Annotated in this window: 12 protein-coding genes, 1 tRNA gene and 2 riboswitches; of the genes, 1 reads left to right on the top strand and 12 read right to left on the bottom strand. The window is 48.6% G+C overall.

Annotated features, from left to right (window positions below):
• Window positions 1–560: 560 nt before the first annotated feature.
• The 7 genes from purB to KB186_RS23060 all read right to left on the bottom strand — a co-directional run bounded on the left by purB (window position 561) and on the right by KB186_RS23060 (window position 9,769).
• Entirely contained in the window at window positions 561–1,856 is a 1,296-nt protein-coding gene (gene purB, locus KB186_RS23090; RefSeq protein ID WP_173610737.1) for an adenylosuccinate lyase, read from the bottom strand.
• Window positions 1,853–3,016: a 5-(carboxyamino)imidazole ribonucleotide synthase gene (gene purK, locus KB186_RS23085; RefSeq protein ID WP_232774434.1), complete on the bottom strand. Its 1,164-nt coding sequence runs from the start codon at window positions 3,014–3,016 to the stop codon at window positions 1,853–1,855. The genes purB and purK overlap by 4 nt, the downstream gene beginning before the upstream one ends.
• Complete coding sequence (purE, locus tag KB186_RS23080; protein WP_012684280.1) at window positions 3,013–3,501, bottom strand: 5-(carboxyamino)imidazole ribonucleotide mutase; 489 nt, start codon at window positions 3,499–3,501, stop codon at window positions 3,013–3,015. Before purE ends, purK begins: the two co-directional genes overlap by 4 nt.
• Before the next feature lie 181 nt (window positions 3,502–3,682).
• On the bottom strand, window positions 3,683–5,221 hold the full coding sequence (locus KB186_RS23075; RefSeq protein ID WP_232774433.1) for a M1 family metallopeptidase: 1,539 nt from the start codon (window positions 5,219–5,221) through the stop codon (window positions 3,683–3,685).
• 19 nt (window positions 5,222–5,240) lie between these two features.
• The gene (locus KB186_RS23070; protein WP_232774432.1) at window positions 5,241–6,737 is read right to left on the bottom strand and encodes a M1 family metallopeptidase; all 1,497 of its coding nucleotides are present in this window, start codon (window positions 6,735–6,737) and stop codon (window positions 5,241–5,243) included.
• A 59-nt stretch (window positions 6,738–6,796) separates the two neighbouring features.
• Entirely contained in the window at window positions 6,797–8,098 is a 1,302-nt protein-coding gene (locus KB186_RS23065) for a histidine--tRNA ligase (protein ID WP_232774431.1), read from the bottom strand.
• A 294-nt stretch (window positions 8,099–8,392) separates the two neighbouring features.
• Complete coding sequence (locus tag KB186_RS23060; protein WP_221866750.1) at window positions 8,393–9,769, bottom strand: NCS2 family permease; 1,377 nt, start codon at window positions 9,767–9,769, stop codon at window positions 8,393–8,395.
• Window positions 9,770–9,947: 178 nt separating this feature from the next.
• Window positions 9,948–10,049, bottom strand: a riboswitch (purine riboswitch).
• A 137-nt stretch (window positions 10,050–10,186) separates the two neighbouring features.
• Between KB186_RS23060 and KB186_RS23055 the strand changes: the two genes are divergently transcribed.
• Entirely contained in the window at window positions 10,187–10,672 is a 486-nt protein-coding gene (locus KB186_RS23055) for an NTF2 fold immunity protein (RefSeq protein ID WP_173610743.1), read from the top strand.
• Between the two features lie 67 nt (window positions 10,673–10,739).
• Here KB186_RS23055 and guaA read toward each other — a convergent pair whose 3' ends face one another.
• The 5 genes from guaA to KB186_RS23030 form a co-directional block, all read right to left on the bottom strand.
• Window positions 10,740–12,278, bottom strand: coding sequence for a glutamine-hydrolyzing GMP synthase (guaA, locus tag KB186_RS23050; RefSeq protein ID WP_232774465.1), 1,539 nt, complete (start codon window positions 12,276–12,278; stop codon window positions 10,740–10,742).
• 158 nt (window positions 12,279–12,436) lie between these two features.
• A riboswitch (purine riboswitch) is annotated at window positions 12,437–12,539 on the bottom strand.
• Between the two features lie 20 nt (window positions 12,540–12,559).
• Window positions 12,560–14,794, bottom strand: a complete 2,235-nt coding sequence (locus KB186_RS23045; RefSeq protein ID WP_173610744.1) for a transglutaminase TgpA family protein — start codon at window positions 14,792–14,794, stop codon at window positions 12,560–12,562.
• A gap of 4 nt (window positions 14,795–14,798) precedes the next feature.
• Complete coding sequence (locus KB186_RS23040) at window positions 14,799–16,004, bottom strand: DUF58 domain-containing protein (RefSeq protein ID WP_173610745.1); 1,206 nt, start codon at window positions 16,002–16,004, stop codon at window positions 14,799–14,801.
• Window positions 16,005–16,018: 14 nt separating this feature from the next.
• Window positions 16,019–16,972: an AAA family ATPase gene (locus KB186_RS23035; RefSeq protein WP_173610746.1), complete on the bottom strand. Its 954-nt coding sequence runs from the start codon at window positions 16,970–16,972 to the stop codon at window positions 16,019–16,021.
• A 196-nt stretch (window positions 16,973–17,168) separates the two neighbouring features.
• Window positions 17,169–17,245 (bottom strand) — tRNA-Arg (locus KB186_RS23030).
• Between the last annotated feature and the right edge of the window lie 59 nt (window positions 17,246–17,304).

Genomic DNA, 17,304 nt, shown 5'->3' with positions numbered 1-17,304 from the left:
ATGAATTGATTTCATTGTACGGTCGAAACGAAGCAGGAACCATCGAGTTATATTTCAGGAAGATTACACTTTTGTAAGGTACTTATGGGCTCGTTGTAAGCTCGCACAAGTAGGTACGGAAGAGGTTTCATTTCGGTTACAACTTTCAAAAGAAATCTTTAAAAATTTCTTAAGGAATTTTTTAAGTTGTCTTTAAAACCGTTTTTGCGTGTCATTTCAAAGCAGTTTTCCTGCTACATGGTGTGTCTGCTTAGTAGCACTTTCACACTTTGAATTCACTTTCAAGCAATTTTTAAAAAACTGCGCAGGAGAAGCGCATTTCCAGTCCAAGCGCCTCTGGAGCCCGCCCCAGCTTCGGAATAAATGGCGGGGAATTTCAGCTTCACTTATGAAACCCTTCATCGAAATTTCTACGTTTGAAGCGCTCCCGCCATTTATTCCGAAGCGGACAGTCAATCCCCCAGCAGGGCGTAGGCCGAAGCGTAGACTGGAAATGCGCTTCTCCCCCACTACGGTTTCTTAATAAAAAAAGCCCCCGAAAAATTCGAGGGCACTTGCATTTAAATCAATCCAAGACGTTGGAAAATCGTATCCACATGCTTCAAGTGGTAACGGTAGTCAAAGCACTCATCCAGCTCTTCCTTGGATAGTGTAGAGCTGACAGTCGCATCCTCATCGACAATCGCACGGAAGGAGCGTTGCTCTTCCCACGCCTGCATCGCACGAGGCTGTACTGTGTCATAGGCTTGCTCGCGGCTCATGCCTTTTTCAATCAGCTTGAGCATCACTTGCTGTGAGTAGATCAATCCAAAGGTACGGTCCATATTGCGCTTCATGTTCTCTGGGAACACCGTCAAGTTTTTCACGATGTTCATGAAACGGCGCAGCATGTAGTTCAATGCTTGCGTCGCATCTGGCAAAATCACGCGCTCCGCAGAGGAGTGGGAAATATCCCGCTCATGCCAGAGGGAAACATTTTCATAGGAAGTGAGCATGTGACCACGGATGACACGAGCCAGTCCGCAAATATTTTCGCTTCCGATTGGGTTGCGCTTGTGTGGCATTGCCGAAGAACCTTTTTGACCTTTGGCAAATGCTTCTTCCACCTCGCGCATTTCGCTCTTTTGCAGACCGCGAATTTCTGTTGCGAATTTCTCCAAAGAAGTTGCGATTAGTGCCAATGTCGCCATGTACTCGGCGTGGCGATCACGCTGCAAGGTTTGGGTAGAGATAGGTGCTGCAGACAGCCCCAGCTTCTCGCATACATACGCTTCCACGAACGGATCGATGTTTGCGTATGTTCCAACTGCGCCAGAGATTTTGCCGTACGCCACTTCTTTTTTCGCAGCCTGAAAACGCGCCAGGTTGCGCTTCATTTCTTCATGCCACAGGGCCAGCTTCAAGCCAAAAGTCGTAGGCTCCGCATGCACACCATGCGTTCTGCCCATGCAAACCGTATCCTTGTGCTCTCGAGCTTTGTCTGCCAAAATCTCGATGAAGTCTTCGATATCCTTCTCCAAAATCTCATTAGCCTGACGCAGCAGGTATGACAGCGCAGTATCCACCACATCGGTAGAAGTCAGTCCGTAATGCACCCACTTCTTTTCTTCGCCCAAGGTTTCCGATACCGCACGGGTAAACGCCACCACATCATGGCGTGTCTCCTCTTCGATCTCATAGATTCTGTTAATGTCAAAAGTAGCTTTATCCCACAGCTTTTTCACGTCTTCCTCAGGAATGACGCCCAGCTTGGACCATGCTTCACACGCGAGAATTTCTACTTCCAGCCACGCTTTGAATTTGTTTTCTTCCGTCCAAATGGCGCGCATTTCCGGTCGGGAATAACGTTCGATCATGATAATACCTCCGATGTATTCGTCCAGATTTTCAGCTCATCAATCAGGGTGAGCGCTTCTTCTACAGTAGGGGCGAGCACGTTGATATGCCCCATTTTTCGCTTGGCCTTACTCTCTGCTTTTCCGTACAAATGGAGCTTGGCTGTGCGCGGTAGCTTGTCGATCTGATCGATGACAGGCTGTAGATGCTCTCCCAAAATATTAACCATCACGACGCTCGAGAGCAACTCTGTAGATCCCAAAGGCAAATTGCAAACCGCCCGAACATGCTGCTCAAACTGCGAGGTCACACAAGCATCCATGGTAAAATGCCCGGAGTTGTGCGGTCGCGGCGCCAATTCATTGACATACAGCTGGCCATCTTCTGTCAAAAACAGCTCAACTGCAATGAGCCCGACTACATCCAGCTTTTCTACAATCGTGCGAGCAATTTCTTCCGCGCGAGCGGCTACTTCAGCCGAAATACGAGCTGGAACAATGCTCAGGTGCAGGATGTTTTCCTGATGAATATTTTCTGACACAGGAAAAACAGCCAGTTCTCCCGCAGGATTGCGTGCAGCAATCACAGACAGTTCCATTTGGAATGGTACAAATTGTTCCACGATCAGCTCTGTACCTGCTTTGGACAGCGTTTCATACGCCTCCGCCAGCTCTGCCTCACTTCTCAATACCCATTGTCCTTTTCCGTCATAGCCACCGGTTGCGGTCTTCATGACAGCAGGCAGCCCCAATTCACGCACGGCGTTCTGCAAATCTCCCAAGCTATTCACGACACAAAACGGAGCAACCGGGATTCCGATCTCGCGAATAGCGGTCTTTTCCCGAATTCGGTTTTGGGTGATGCGCAAAAGTCGGCTTCCCTGCGGTACATAAGCGCGGCTCTCCAACACTTCAGCCACCTGCGCATCGACATTTTCAAATTCATAAGAGATGACATCACTGACCGAGGCAAGCTGCATCGCTGCTTCTACGTCATCGTAGCTGGCGACAATTTGCCGATCAGCTGTTTGGCCGCATGGTGCGTCTGCTGTCGGGTCCATTGTGACAAAGCGGTAGCCCATAGCTCGTCCCGCAAGAGCAATCATCCGTCCAAGCTGTCCTCCGCCGAGTATTCCTAGGGTCGATCCTGGTTTGATTTGCTTATGGTCTTTGGTTGTCATTCGAGTTCACTAGCCTCCAGCACCTTATTGCGTACATCATCACGTCTTTGCACGAACCGCTCTTGTACGTCTGGATATTTGATCCCCAAAATTTGCGCAGCCAATAACCCTGCATTGATGGCTCCAGCTTTTCCGATCGCAACTGTCGCCACAGGCACGCCCCCTGGCATTTGCACAATCGACAAAAGCGAGTCAAGACCATTCAAGTTGGATGATTTTACCGGTACGCCAATGACAGGCAACTCTGTCTTGGCAGCTACCATTCCTGGCAAATGAGCTGCCCCGCCCGCACCCGCAATAATGACTTCCAAGCCGCGACTTTTAGCAGTCTCGGCATACGTAAACATCAAGTCTGGCGTTCTGTGTGCAGACACGACCTTCTTTTCATACGGTACCTGCAATTCGTCTAAAATTGCGCAAGCTTCCTTCATTGTTTCCCAGTCTGACGTACTGCCCATAATGACTCCTACCAAAGGCTGTAGCATGAACCATTCGCCCCCTACGTTTTGTAACATCAGAAGAAAACCCAACCGACTAACGGCTTTTCGCACCGCTCTCATCGCCTGGGCTATTCGAACTCGTTTTCACTCAACGTATTCAGTGTAGCAGGGAGAAAGTTTGCCTGTCAACCTCGTTTCCGAACATTTAAAAATGATGGGTCAAAAATTATTCGTGTTTGCCTTTTTCTACCCAATTGTTTGCCGCTTCGGCTTTCTCTAGCTGGACCTGAAGCCAATAATCCAAATAGGGACTGGCATCCGCCCCGGCAGCTGCAGTCAATAACGCTGTGATTTGCTCCCCATTCGCCTGCTTGTATTGATGATCCCGTACATATTGACGCAACATCTGATGCAGTCGTTCGACTCCCCATTTTTCCTTCAAGTTCCACCACATGGCACCCGCTCGTCCGTAGACGAGGTCATTGTAGCTCCTCCAGTCTGGAAAAGCATCCACGGACGACTTTGCAGTGACTCCTTGGTTCGCATATCCTTCCGCTGCACGTGCTTGGCCTTGCCGCATCTGAATATACGCCTGTGAGCGTACAGGGGACTTTTGCTGCAAAAATGCCATCGTCGCATAATCCGTCAGTCCCTCATCCAGCCAAGCCTCTCGCACCTCGTCGTTTCCAACCAACCCGTAAAACCATTGATGTGCCGTTTCATGCGCTACGACCGCTTCCCCCATGGCATCGCTACGGTCAAAATACTCCTGGGCAATAAAGACAAGACTCGGGTATTCCATTCCGCCAAAGAAGCCGCCTGTCTTGACAACATCGTATTCCTTATATGGATACACCCCGAACTGTTTTCCGTAATAGTCGAGGGACTCTCTGGCAGTCTCATGTATTCGTTTTACGTTTTGCGGGTCATCGCTTTTCTGCACCCATGTACGTACGATGGTTTCTCCGACCTTGCCAGATATGGGTTGGTACGTATCGTCCATGACGACAAGAGCAAAATCCCGAACGTTCCATGCGTCCACCTCATAGATCTTTTGCCGTTGCGGTCTCGTCTCGGTGATGACAGCCACGCTCTCCAATCCGCTCGTAGCAAGCTGGTACCCCTCTGATAACTGCACACGCAAATGATAATTTGCCACATCCGAGTAAAAAGGATCGCCAATCGCGGAATAAGGATCAAGCCGCCAGCCTCCTGCATCCTTGACCGCCAGAATCGGCAGCCAGTTCCCCAGCCACATCGCATGATCATGGTAAGACATTCGCCCGTTGTTATAAGGAACCTCGAGCTGAAAATTCATCTCTACCACCGTCTCGACAGACGATGTTCTTCCAGGGAGAGGCACTTGTAAAAGCGTATTCGCCTTTCCCGCATACTGTACGCCAACACTTTTTCCGTTTACCCGTACAGCGCTTATCTTGATACCACCAGGCTCACGCTGTTTGCCCAGCAAAAACTCCCAGTTCTCTCCACTGAGAGCGGCATTCGCTGAAAAAGCATTGGGGTATAAATGAAAAAAAGCTTGGTCATCTGTTGGGACAAAACGAGCCGTCAGCATGCCTTTCACCACGTGGTTGTTCATATCGATCTGAACATCGGCCTTGTAAGTGATTGCAGCCTGACTGTGAACAATCGGCACAATCTCATGAGCATCTAAGCCAGCCTTCCCTGTCCAAGGCCGGACGGTCAAGAATACAGTCAAAACGACTCCTACTGCCACGATGACCACCCAATGCTTCCGCCACATCGTGATCCCCTGCCTTCGATTACTTCTTCTGGTGCTTGAGACGTTGGCGCTCCAGCCAAGCTGCTGCCTGTTCCTGCTGGGACATGTCTACTTTCAACCAATAATCCAAGAAAGCGCCCGCATCTTCTCCCGCCATCTCAGATAAAAATGCTTCCCATTCCTTTCCGGTCACCACCTGATAACGGTACTTCTCGACGTACTGCTTCAACACGTCATGTACCCTTTCTTCTCCCCAGGCTCCCTGCAACAGCCACAGCATCGAGGACGGACGGGAATAAACGAGATCGCTATAACTCTGATTATCAGGAAATGCAGACAGCGCTTGCCAAGGGCGCAGTTCTTCTGCCACGTAATACTGAACAGAGGTACCCTGCTCCAGCCGTCTGCGCACCCGTTCCGCTCCCACCAGCGGGTCTTGCTGAGATAAATACGAGAGCGTCACGTACTCCGTGAATCCCTCATCCAGCCATGCTTCCTTTACCTGATTATTTCCGAGCAAGCCGTAAAACCACTGGTGTGCCGTCTCATGGACAACCGTGACGATACCTGTTTCTTCACCAGAAAGGAAATGACGCCCGTCCAGAAAAACCAATGCCGGATACTCCATCCCGTTAATCGCGCCACCAGTCCTTACCACATCGAATTCGGTATATGGATAGGCACCCAATTGATGATGAAAATAGGCGAGAGACTTCGCTGCTGCTTCATGAATCTGTTCAGCAGATGCCGGATCATCTGTTTTCCGCCACCATGTTCGAACGATTGTTTCGCCCACTTTCGTTTCCGTTCGCTGATAAGAGGCATCCATAACAACGAGGGCAAAATCCCTCACGTTTTCTGCACCGAGCTGTATCGTCTTTTCTCCCTCACCAGCAGAAACCTGTTTCGCAGCCTTGTCTGGCGCTGTGCTCGCCAGTTGATAGTCTTTTGGCAGCGTCACGTTTACCTCATAATCTGCGTTCTCACTGTAGAATGGATCACCGACAGGCTCGTATGAATCGAGATGCCAGCCTTCCTTGTCGTACACCGCAAGAACCGGGAGCCAGTTCCCCAGCCAGATTGATTGGTCATCGTACGACATCCTGCCGTCGTTTCGCGGAAGAGTCATCTCGAACTCCATCTCAATCTTTCGTAGGCCCGCCTGTCCTTCTAGCGGTACTTCGAGTATGTTCAGGTCTTTCGTCTTGTTGCCGACAACCGCGACACCATCGACCATTAGCTTTTTATTAGTGTATGTTCCAAGCGTTGGGCCATTGCCTAAAAGTTCCTCCCATAGCATGCCTTGATGCTCTTCTGTAAATACATTCGGGTAAAGATGGAGATAGGTACGAGAAGGGTCTTTTGGCCAAAAGGTAATCGTTACGGTTCCTGCCACTTCTTTCTTGATTGGATCAATTCGCACATCAGCCTGATAGAGCGGTTTACGCGTAAGCGCAGTACCCTCCTCAGCATTTACAGGCAACATCCACGTCAAAAACAATAAGCTACCACCGACCATTGAGACCCATTTCTTCACGCCATCTCCCCCTTTTCTCTACTGTACAAAAAATGGAAGAGAAAGACTATCTTTCCTCTTTACCCTGACAGCTTGTCGGACAGCCACTTTTCAACCAACTCCAAAGGAACCGGCTGTTCCGTTCCCTCTCGCATATCTCGGACGACGACCTGCCCGCTGTTCACTTCGTTTTCCCCGTAGATCAGTGCAAAAGCAAAGCCTTCCTTGTTTGCATAATCAAGTGCTTTTTTCAGCCGTCTACCTGTCAGCTCCAGCTCGACTCTAATATCGCTCTCGCGCAATCGATTGGCCAGACCAAGACTGGATGCTTCTGTCCCGAGGGGAATGACGAGCACATCGGCAGCTTTTTGTTCTTCCGTGTTGCGATTTGCCAGCGCTGCAAGAATGACATCCAATCCAAACGAAATCCCTACAGCGGGATACTCTCTTCCATCGTCCAAAAGCCGACCGATGATCTGATCGTAACGTCCCCCACTGCCGATACTAGACGTTATACTTCCATCCTGCAAAAAGATCTCATACACAATTCCTGTGTAGATCCCCAAGCCTCTTGCCAGAAATGGCGAGAAACGAAGCTCCCCGTCCACACCCGCTCCTGTTACATAGGCAAGCATTTCACGGAGCTCCCGAATCCCTTCCTGAACTAGCGGGGATGTAAAGCGCTCTGTCAACAGATCCAGAGTAATCACCCCTTCTTGCAGGAAAGAGGTAATCGCCAAAACGAGTGACTCCTCGACGTTTCTTTCCCGCAAGTCATCACGCACTCCGTCCACGCCGATTTTCTCGAGCTTATCCAGCGACAGCATGACATCCCCGGCCCGCTCTACGGGAACTCCCAGCTCCTGAAGCACCCCAGATAACAACTTGCGGTTGTTGACCTCAATGTACACGTCGAGCCCCAACCGCTTGAATGCCTCAAACGCCATACTGAGCAATTCTGCTTCAGCCAGCACCGATGTTGTTCCCACGATATCGACATCGCATTGAATAAATTCGCGCAAACGTCCGGTTTTTACTGGACCGTCCCGAAATACTTTTCCGATCTCATACCGCTTGAACGGCATTCGCATCTCAGGATTCATCCCCACTACCTTCGTCAACGGGACGGTTAAGTCATAGCGCAGACCGAGCTCTCTATCTCCTTGGTCGCTCAAGCGATACACTTCCTTCAAGATCTCATCCCCGCCGCCGTACTTGGATGCCAGCAATTCATAGTGCTGCAGCATAGGCGTTTCCAATGGTTTGCAGCCGTATGCCTCGAATACAGCCTCAAGCGTCCTTCGTATCCAGTTTCGTTGCATTTGCTCCTGCGGCATGAAATCTTTTGTCCCTTTTACCGTTTTTAATGCTTCGTTTTCCATGAGGAACATCCTTTCTTTTATCAGATAGAGAAAATCAAAAAAGCCATGCAAGGCAACTTCCTGCCCGCATGGCTTCCTAAATACACCACCGCAGGCACGAAGCACAAGAAGCGCTTGCACCTGCGGAAAAATTTCCGAAGATACAAACGCTCTACGTGTGGTGATGCTGTTGAAGGAACATGTTAAGACCTTTCATGGGAATCGGTCCATCCTTCCGTGAAAAAAGATTTTTCCTATCATAGCGTAAAAAAAGCTCCCCGTCCAGTAGACGAAGAGCTTGGTTTCCAAAAAATCCTATTCGCGCAACCAGATGAAATACGCCAGGAAGACGAAGAACAGCACATACATCGCCGGATGTACTTCGCGAGCCTTGCCTTTCATTACCTTCATCACCGGATAAACGATGAAGCCCGTCGCAATACCTGTTGCGATACTGTAAGTCAATGGCATCAATAAAATGGTCAGGAATGCAGGGAATGCTTCATCCAGGTCATCCCAAGCCACTTTTGCAATGTGAGAAGCCATCAGAACACCGACGATAATGAGCGCTGGTGCCGTAACCGCAGGTGTGACAATCGCAAGAATTGGCGAGAAGAACAACGCCAGCAGGAACATAATCCCTGTGACAACTGCGGTAAATCCAGAGCGTCCGCCTGCCGCTACCCCTGCTGTCGACTCAACATAAGCTGTAGTGGTAGATGTACCGAGAACCGCACCTGCCATACCTGCAATTGCATCGGAAGCGAGTGCTTTTCCTGGCCGCGGCAAGTTGCCGTCTTCGCGGAGCAATCCAGCTTGGTTTGCTACACCCAAGAGTGTACCCGTCGCATCGAAAAAGTCCACAAACAAGAAAGTCAAAACAACAATCAGCATATTCACAGTGAACAATGCGGATGGATCACCGAGATATTGGAACGCAGCACCAAATGTAGGAGCAAGGCTCGGTGGTGCGGAAACGACTTGCTCAGGCAGATTCACCAGTCCGAAAAACATCCCGGTAATCGCTGTAATCAACATTCCGATAAAGATACCTGCATTGACTTTGCGAGAAAGCAGGATGACCGTCACGATCAGACCAAACACAGCAAGCAATGCATTTTTCGCTGCCAAAATTGCTTCCGGTTTCATGCCCTCGTGATAGAAGGTCAGATGTCCCAGTGCTACGAAGGTGGCATCATTTGCTACGATAATACCCGCGTTTTTCAAACCGATAAACGCGATAAAAAGACCAATCCCTGCTGAAACTGCGTACTTCAAGCTTTGTGGAATCGCTTTGATGATCGCTTCACGAACCCCTGTCAGGGTCAGAATCAAAAAGATCGTACAAGAAAGGAATACGCCAGCCAAAGCCTGTTGCCAAGGAATTTGCATCGTCAGAACGACGGTATAAGTGAAAAATGCGTTCAAACCCATTCCCGGAGCTTGACCGATCGGCAAACGTCCGAGAATGCCCATTAACAGTGTACCGAGAGCAGCAGCCAACGCCGTTGCGGTAAAGACTGCCCCAAATTCAGGGTAGTTTGCTTTCAAATCAGGCGGCAAATCCGCACCACTGAGAATGAATGGATTGACAGCCAAGATATAGGCCATTGCCAAAAAAGTAGTGATACCTGCGATGATTTCGCGACGGTAATTGGTGCCTAGCTTGTCAAACTCGAAATACTTCCGCACCTATAAGTCCCCCCATACTAATCTTGTTGCAAAAAACAGTCTATCTGTTTTTTGCCGACCGTAAACGAAAAACGTCGAGACGTTTTTCAAAAAAAAAAGGCCCGGACGCTCTTATCATGCGCCTGACCGTCAAACAAAACACTCCGGGAATAATTCCAAATATAATAACAAAATCAGATCCCGATGACATTTTGTTCGTAGCCAGGTCGTTAACGGCGACCAAGTAGAAACTCTTGAGCCATATTCTCAAGAATATACGAACCTTCCTATATTACCTACTCACATTGAGAAGTGTATCAGGTGACACAGGGAATGTCAACGAAAATACGAACGTTCATTTTTATAAAGAGTCTAATATCCGGATATTTTCTAAAAAGGCCTGTGTTATAATTCATAACCAGATGGAGGTGATCCAAAATGAACTTTATGGATGCTTGGGAACAAATAATAGCGAAGCAGGAACAAGAACGTGACCGGCTTCGAGTCAATCAAATCACCGTACGGGTCAACGATAAGAAAAAGAGCAAGCACAATGTTCATCCAAGGGAAAAGGTCATCGAATATGGCTTTGTAGAACGTGATTTGTATGATGAGAATTTATTTGGGAGGTTTGAACTCTATTTCGCCGATCGTGACACTCTTCTCCAACAAAATCGGTTTGGAGATGAAATTGCTTTTGGTGAGCTTGCAGATGAACATGCAGTTGCAACGGCAATCTTCTCCTATTTAGCGGAGCACTATTCTCAGTTTTTGGAGGAAACTCCCTTCGCTATTAGCTACAACCCTATTGCAGAAGCGTGGATAATCGAAGGAACGCTTCCTCCGGGATGGCTAGGCGGGGTCATTTATATTGCTCTTGCAAAAGAAAATGGAGAGCTTCTCATGATGTATGGAACGAGGTAATTCTGGGTCATAAAAAAACTCCCTTTTATTCGCAAATCACGCAAATAAAAGAGAGTCATTTTTGCTCCTATTCCCACTCAATGGTTGCTGGTGGTTTGGACGTTACATCATACACAATGCGGTTTACATTGTCTACTTCATTCACAATACGCACAGAGATTTTCTCCAAAACATCCCACGGAATGCGCGCCCAGTCAGCGGTCATACCATCGATGGACGTTACCGCACGAATCCCTACTGTGTAAGAATACGTACGAACATCTCCCATTACCCCTACAGTCGTCATGTTTGGCAAAGCCGTGAAGTACTGCCAGATTTCCCGCTCGAGACCTGCCTTGGCAATCTCCTCACGCAAGATCGCATCGGATTCACGAACGATCTTCAGTTTTTCTTCCGTCACTTCACCCAATACGCGAATGCCGAGGCCTGGTCCTGGGAATGGCTGACGCCAAACAATCTCATCTGGCAAGCCCAGCTCAGTACCCAGTTTGCGTACTTCGTCTTTGAACAATGTTTTCAATGGTTCAATCAACGTGAACTTCATGTCTTCTGGCAAACCGCCTACGTTATGGTGCGATTTGATCGTTTGTGCAGTGGCTGTCCCGCTCTCCACGATATCGGTGTACAGTGTGCCTTGTGCCAAGAAGTCCATATCTGTCAGCTTCGCTGCTTCTTCATCGAATACATAAATAAACTCGTTACCAATGATTTTGCGTTTTTGCTCTGGGTCCGACACACCTTTGAGCTTGCTCATGAAACGCTCGCGAGCATCGATCTTGATCACTTTCATGGAGAATTTCTCAGCGAATGTCTCCATTACCCCTTCTGCTTCCCCTTGGCGCAGAAGACCGTGGTCAACGAACATACACGTCAATTGATCGCCAATCGCTTTGTGAATCAGCGCTGCTACTACGGAAGAATCCACACCGCCGCTCAACGCACACAGTACTTGCTTGTTGCCGACTGTTTCACGAATGCGAACCAGCTCGTCCTCGATGAACGTCGTCATGCTCCAAGTCGCTTCACATCCACAAATGTTGAACAGGAAGTTTCCAATGAACTCAGTACCTTTTTGGGTATGAACTACTTCTGGATGGAACTGTACGCCGTACAGTTGGCGCTCAAGGTTGCTGATCGCAGCTACCGGGCAGCTGTCGCTTACCGCATCAATGACAAATCCGGTTGGGAGCTCCACTACTTTGTCAGAGTGGCTCATCCACACGATTTCGCTTGTATCCCATTTGTCGTACAAGCTGTGTTTTTGCTGCATACGCAATTCAGCTTTTCCGTACTCGCGTTTACCCGCACGTTCTACTTTTCCGCCCGTCAAATGGCTCATCAACTGCATCCCGTAGCAAATACCCAATACAGGCAAGCCCAGATCAAAAATCGCCGGGTCTACAGTTGGTGCTCCCTCTTCGTATACGCTAGCAGGTCCGCCAGAGAAAATAATCCCTTTTGGATTCATCTCTTTAATCTTTTCAACAGGTGTATTGAACGGTATCAGTTCACTGTAAACACCCAGATCGCGGACACGGCGCGCGATCAACTGATTATACTGGCCTCCGAAATCGAGTACGACGACCATTTCCATTGACTTGTCCATCATATCCCCCTTCTCCTGTCACATACAGGACGTGCAAGTGTCGGCATGCCATGCGAAGTTGTCGCATATTTGCAAAAAAGCCGGGACTGCTATCTCCGATAAACAATACGGAGGCAACGTCCCAGCTTGTGTACACATGTGCGGTTTGCATGTACAAAAATCCGATGTGCTCTCCTCGTAGTCGCCAAATTTACGGTCTAGCGGTAGAAACTTTCAGGCCCTATTCCTGATCATTATACGAGTCTCATTGATCGTCATTCTAGCAGATGGAACGGCATTGTTCAAGGCTTCAATTGACGGATTAACCGTTCGAGTATTTGCTCTGCTATTGTTCTCGCATTTTGTTCCATTTGTTTGTAGCCATACATGGTACGTTCATACAGCTCCGTCAAATAGCGCAGGTCTTGTCGCTTGTCTGCCGGTAGGGTCATCCTGCCCACGTACTCCCGCAACGTTTCTCCTGGCTGTCTGCGCGTGTAGACTCGCTCCATCATCCGCATCAGCAGATGGTACCGATCCGGGAACTCACTGCTTCGCTCTTGATTTAGCTGCCTACGCATCCACCATAGCTGGATGTCTTGTCTGCGACGCCACGCGACAATTCCTGCCACGACAGCAACTACTGCCAATCCCGCGTTTACTTGCCATGGAATTTTAATCCCACTACCTGCTAGGTTGTCTCCCTCTTCCAGCTCATTGAAACGTCCATTTCCACGATCGATGTCCGTTTGATTCGCCATGTTTGGCAATGGAACAGGGATCTCCGGCTTTGACGTGACCAGATCATAATTAAACCGAACAGGTGACATGAATGTACTCGTCGCTTCAAAAGGAACCCAACCAATCCCCGGGAAGTATACCTCTACCCACGAGTGAGCATCCCTATTGCGCACTTCTACAGTCTCGTAGTTAAACGCATCCGTTCCCACTCGTTCACCTGGTGCGAAGCCCTTGACCCAACGTGTCGGGATGTCCAGGGTTCTAAGCATAACGGCCATCGAAGTGGAAAAATGGTCACAGTACCCTCGAAGGCTGTCAAACAGGAAGTGATCGACAAAATCCTGACCTTCAGCAGCGACTGGAACGTCTTTCGTTTCATACTTATATTTTCCACTTGAGCGCAAGTAATTCTCGATCGCTCTCACTTTGTCATATGGAGTCTTCGCATCCTTGGTAATCGTTGCAGCGAGCTCTCTTACTCGCGGAGGCACCGAAGCTGGCACCTGCAAATAGCGCTCTTTGATATCATCCGGATAGTTCGTTCCCGCATTCGTCACGGCCTTTTCACTGACTATCGGTACTTCTGCCTCGACCTTGTATTGATTCAGTTTGAGCAAAAGCGGATTGGGGCCGTACTCTGGCCGGCCGTTTTTCTCACTCAGCTGAACCAAGTTGATCTTTCCTGCCCGTACTTCGAGTTGCTGATTCATTTTGTCATAAACAACGGTTGCCTCTGGTGGAGCGTAGTTGCTCACCTTTTTCAGCTGACCTTGATAAAAGACAGTCGGAAATTGCTGCGGGCCTTTAAATTCTAAAGTAGCTTGAACCTTCTTCGTTTCAAGTCCTTGGAACAAGGTATTCTCCCATGTATAGGTTTGCGGGTCCAGGATTGACTCATACTCTCTATCGCCCTTTTCCCAGCCAACTCCCGTATACACGTCCTTGGAGTCACCGCGCCAATAGCTACGCTCGTTCGTCTTTGCAATAAACACGAGTGTGTTATCTTGCAGGAAAGGGCCGCCCAACCGTTCATCGTTGTTGTCGTATCCTACTTTTTTCATCACGCCAACAGGAGTATCGTTTCCTTTCCCTGTTAAAAGGGCGATCGGATCAGGCCATGACGGTCCTGACTTTGGTGCAGCATAACCGATGCCTATGCAAGCCATAATGACCAACACCGAAGCCAGGAGCGAGTTGAGCATCATTCGGCTTCTCTTCCCTGCCAGAGTTGCGATGTTCGTCATCTTCATCAGATGGCTAATAGCCAGCATCAGAAAACCAATAATCAGCGTCCGTACAACCCCTGCACTGGCATCATACGGGAGAAACGTATCCAGCACAGCCAAATACAGTTCCGTCAAAAAGACAAACCATAAACCTTGCCGTTGTTCCAGCACGAGGTACGTTAACATCGTCGCTAACAACACCAGGATGAGATCAAACATCGTATTCCGCGACAAGATCGACATGCTGGCCCAATCCTGTTGAAACGCTAACGGAAGATCATGGATCATCTGCCCGTACAATTCGCCAATCCATTCCGAGTCAAAAAACGGTTTGTCAAATAAAGTAGCATGCAAAAGCACCATTAGCCCCAGAGCCTTGATCGGCAAGGTTAACCACCGATAAGGGACCAACAAGTCAATGATAATGACTCCACCCACAATCGCATAAAACGGCCACAGAACGCCCGTATCCGTTAATGTCTGTAGAGGAATCAGCCACTCTCTTAACATCAGGAACAGAAAAAGGGCCAAGACCCATTCCCAAATCGTTGGACGCTTCCAAACGCTCATGAGTCTATGCACCTCCAATCCGTTTCCACTCTTGATCATCCATGTGGATAGACGTACATGTTACTTTGTTTGCGCCAAGCAACTGCAACGCTTGCTTTTGTTCATGCGAAATCATTGACTCGTTCTGCATGAGAAACAACTGCACCCGTCTGCCTTTTTGAGCGAGTGTGATCAAACGACTGATCAACGTTTTTTCTACATGCGGTGTAATAATAATCAAAGTAACACCTTGGGACTGCTCCAATGCTTCTCTTCCCACAATTCTTGCAAATAACTCTTGTCCTTCTGGTGCGACACGAGCTAACTGATCAAAAACTCTGAGGAAATGGGCATGGGACAAACCTGGTGGTATCGATATGCGATCTGCTTGCTTGTACACGAGGCCATAATGGTATTGATTCCGATTGGCATAAGCGATCAGACTCGCGGCTAGCTTTACCGCTGTTTCGAACAAGTGCACAGGCTTCCCATGGTAGCTCGCCTTCTCCACATCGAGGAAAAAGACAGCCTGATTCATCGCCTGATGCTCAAATTCCTTCGTTTTCAAACCCGTCCCCCGTGCGGAAGCTCGCCAATGAATTTGGCTCAACCGATCGCCCCGATGATAGTCTCTTACGCCGCGTACTGCTGCTACGTCGTCAGAGTGTCGATGGGAAACATGCACCGTCCCACTGAAGCTACCGTCACCTAGGGCCCAATGGGTCAACTCTTTGTATTTTGGATAAACGAGAAACTCCTGCGAAATCGAATAAACCTTCCGGCGCTCAAAAAATCCAAAAAAATCCCCGCCGCTCACTACACATTCATCGAGACGATAGTATCCCCGTGGTACATTGGGTATGACATAGCGAAACTCGACTTCCCTTTTGAACCACGGGAATATCAGTTGTCGATGCGGCTCATACACGCCAGCCAGCCTCGCCGGCAATGGCTCCATAACCATATTCCAGCCGAGTGGAAACCAAATTCTCCGACGCAGGCGTATCGTTACAATGACATCTTCCCCATCTTGTAGACGGTTGCGATCTAGTTCACGCTCGACTTCTAGCTTCGTGAACATGAGTACATAAGCGACAATTTCATACAGGAGAAACACCAAACTACTATAGAAAAGAAACCAGCTTGAGAAGCCACCTTGAAATTTTGCGAATACAAAAGTGACCAGGACTAATGCAATCGCCTTGAGCTTACCCCACCTTTGCTGTCTCATCTGCAATCACCGCCTTAGCTTACCGGGACACGGGTCTCAGACAAGATCATAGCCAACACCCGATCGACGGTTGCTCCTTCCAGTCTTGCTTCTGGTTTCACAATCATACGGTGTGCAAACACTACTGGAACGAGTTCCTTTACGTCATCTGGAATGACATAGTCACGTCCACGAACGAAGGCCAACGCCTGAACAGCCCGGAAAAGAGCAAGAGAACCGCGCGGGCTCACGCCTAGATAAATATGATGATGCTCACGCGTACGATGACATAGACGCACGATGTATTCTTTTATACCTTCCGATACTTTGACCGTCGATACCTCACGTTGAAGCTCCGCAAGCTCGGCAGTAGTCATAACCGGCTGAAGCTCTTCCAATGGATTCGCTGCCGAGAATCTGGACAGCATCCGCATTTCTTCCTCTACCGTTGGATATCCCAAGCTTACTTGCATGAAGAATCGGTCTAATTGAGCTTCAGGTAATGGGAAGGTCCCTTCATACTCTAATGGGTTTTGCGTAGCCATCACAAAAAACGGCTCTGCTAATCGATACGTAGCACCATCGATTGTCACCGAGCGCTCTTCCATGGCTTCCAAGAGTGCGGATTGTGTTTTCGGTGAAGTCCGGTTGATTTCGTCTGCAAGAATGACATTTGCAAAAATCGGCCCTTGACGGAACTCAAACTCCAGACTTTTTTGATTAAAGATAGCAACCCCTGTCACATCCGTTGGCAACAAATCTGGGGTAAATTGAATACGTTTAAAGTCACCGCTGATTGATTTGGACAATGCACGTACCATCATGGTCTTCCCAACGCCTGGTACATCTTCGAGCAAAACGTGACCATTCGCAAGAACAGCCGCTACCATGAGCTCAATTACAGAGCGTTTCCCAATCAGTACTTTTTCTATATTATCGATTAAACTGACTATTGCAGGATTTACTTGTTCCAATTTGATAGGGTTCATGTTGATACAACTCCTGTTCCATGATATTCTTCCGCAGGTTTGTAACAGCTGTTCCTCCATGCTTTCAGTGTAATTCTAAAGTAATGGATGCAAATAGGAGATACAAGGGAAAAATGCTTAAAATTTGCAAAAATACACAAGTCATTATAAAAAAAAGAGTAGGATCTATTCCTACTCTTCGGTTTCATATGATATATGGCGTGCCCTGAGAGATTCGAACTCCCGACCTTTTGATTCGTAGTCAAACGCTCTATCCAGCTGAGCTAAGGGCACAAATAAATGGAGCGGACGAAGGGTCTCGAACCCTCGACCTTCGCCTTGGCAAGGCGACG

The organism is Brevibacillus sp. AF8 (genome assembly GCF_021270385.1).
Taxonomy (GTDB): Bacteria; Bacillota; Bacilli; order Brevibacillales; family Brevibacillaceae; genus Brevibacillus.
The sequence above is the reverse complement of the archived record's forward strand: the minus strand, read 5'-3'. Positions and strand labels throughout refer to the sequence as shown.

Excerpts from the sequence above, each read along its gene's own strand:
- KB186_RS23040 (WP_173610745.1), bottom strand. The coding sequence starts at position 16,004 with ATGAGACAGCAAAGGTGGGGTAAGCTCAAGGCGATTGCATTAGTCCTG.
- purK (WP_232774434.1), bottom strand. The coding sequence starts at position 3,016 with ATGACAACCAAAGACCATAAGCAAATCAAACCAGGATCGACCCTAGGA.
- KB186_RS23035 (WP_173610746.1), bottom strand. The coding sequence starts at position 16,972 with ATGAACCCTATCAAATTGGAACAAGTAAATCCTGCAATAGTCAGTTTA.
- KB186_RS23055 (WP_173610743.1), top strand. The coding sequence starts at position 10,187 with ATGAACTTTATGGATGCTTGGGAACAAATAATAGCGAAGCAGGAACAA.
- guaA (WP_232774465.1), bottom strand. The coding sequence starts at position 12,278 with ATGGACAAGTCAATGGAAATGGTCGTCGTACTCGATTTCGGAGGCCAG.
- purB (WP_173610737.1), bottom strand. The coding sequence starts at position 1,856 with ATGATCGAACGTTATTCCCGACCGGAAATGCGCGCCATTTGGACGGAA.
- KB186_RS23065 (WP_232774431.1), bottom strand. The coding sequence starts at position 8,098 with ATGGAAAACGAAGCATTAAAAACGGTAAAAGGGACAAAAGATTTCATG.
- KB186_RS23045 (WP_173610744.1), bottom strand. The coding sequence starts at position 14,794 with ATGAGCGTTTGGAAGCGTCCAACGATTTGGGAATGGGTCTTGGCCCTT.
- KB186_RS23075 (WP_232774433.1), bottom strand. The coding sequence starts at position 5,221 with ATGTGGCGGAAGCATTGGGTGGTCATCGTGGCAGTAGGAGTCGTTTTG.
- purE (WP_012684280.1), bottom strand. The coding sequence starts at position 3,501 with ATGCTACAGCCTTTGGTAGGAGTCATTATGGGCAGTACGTCAGACTGG.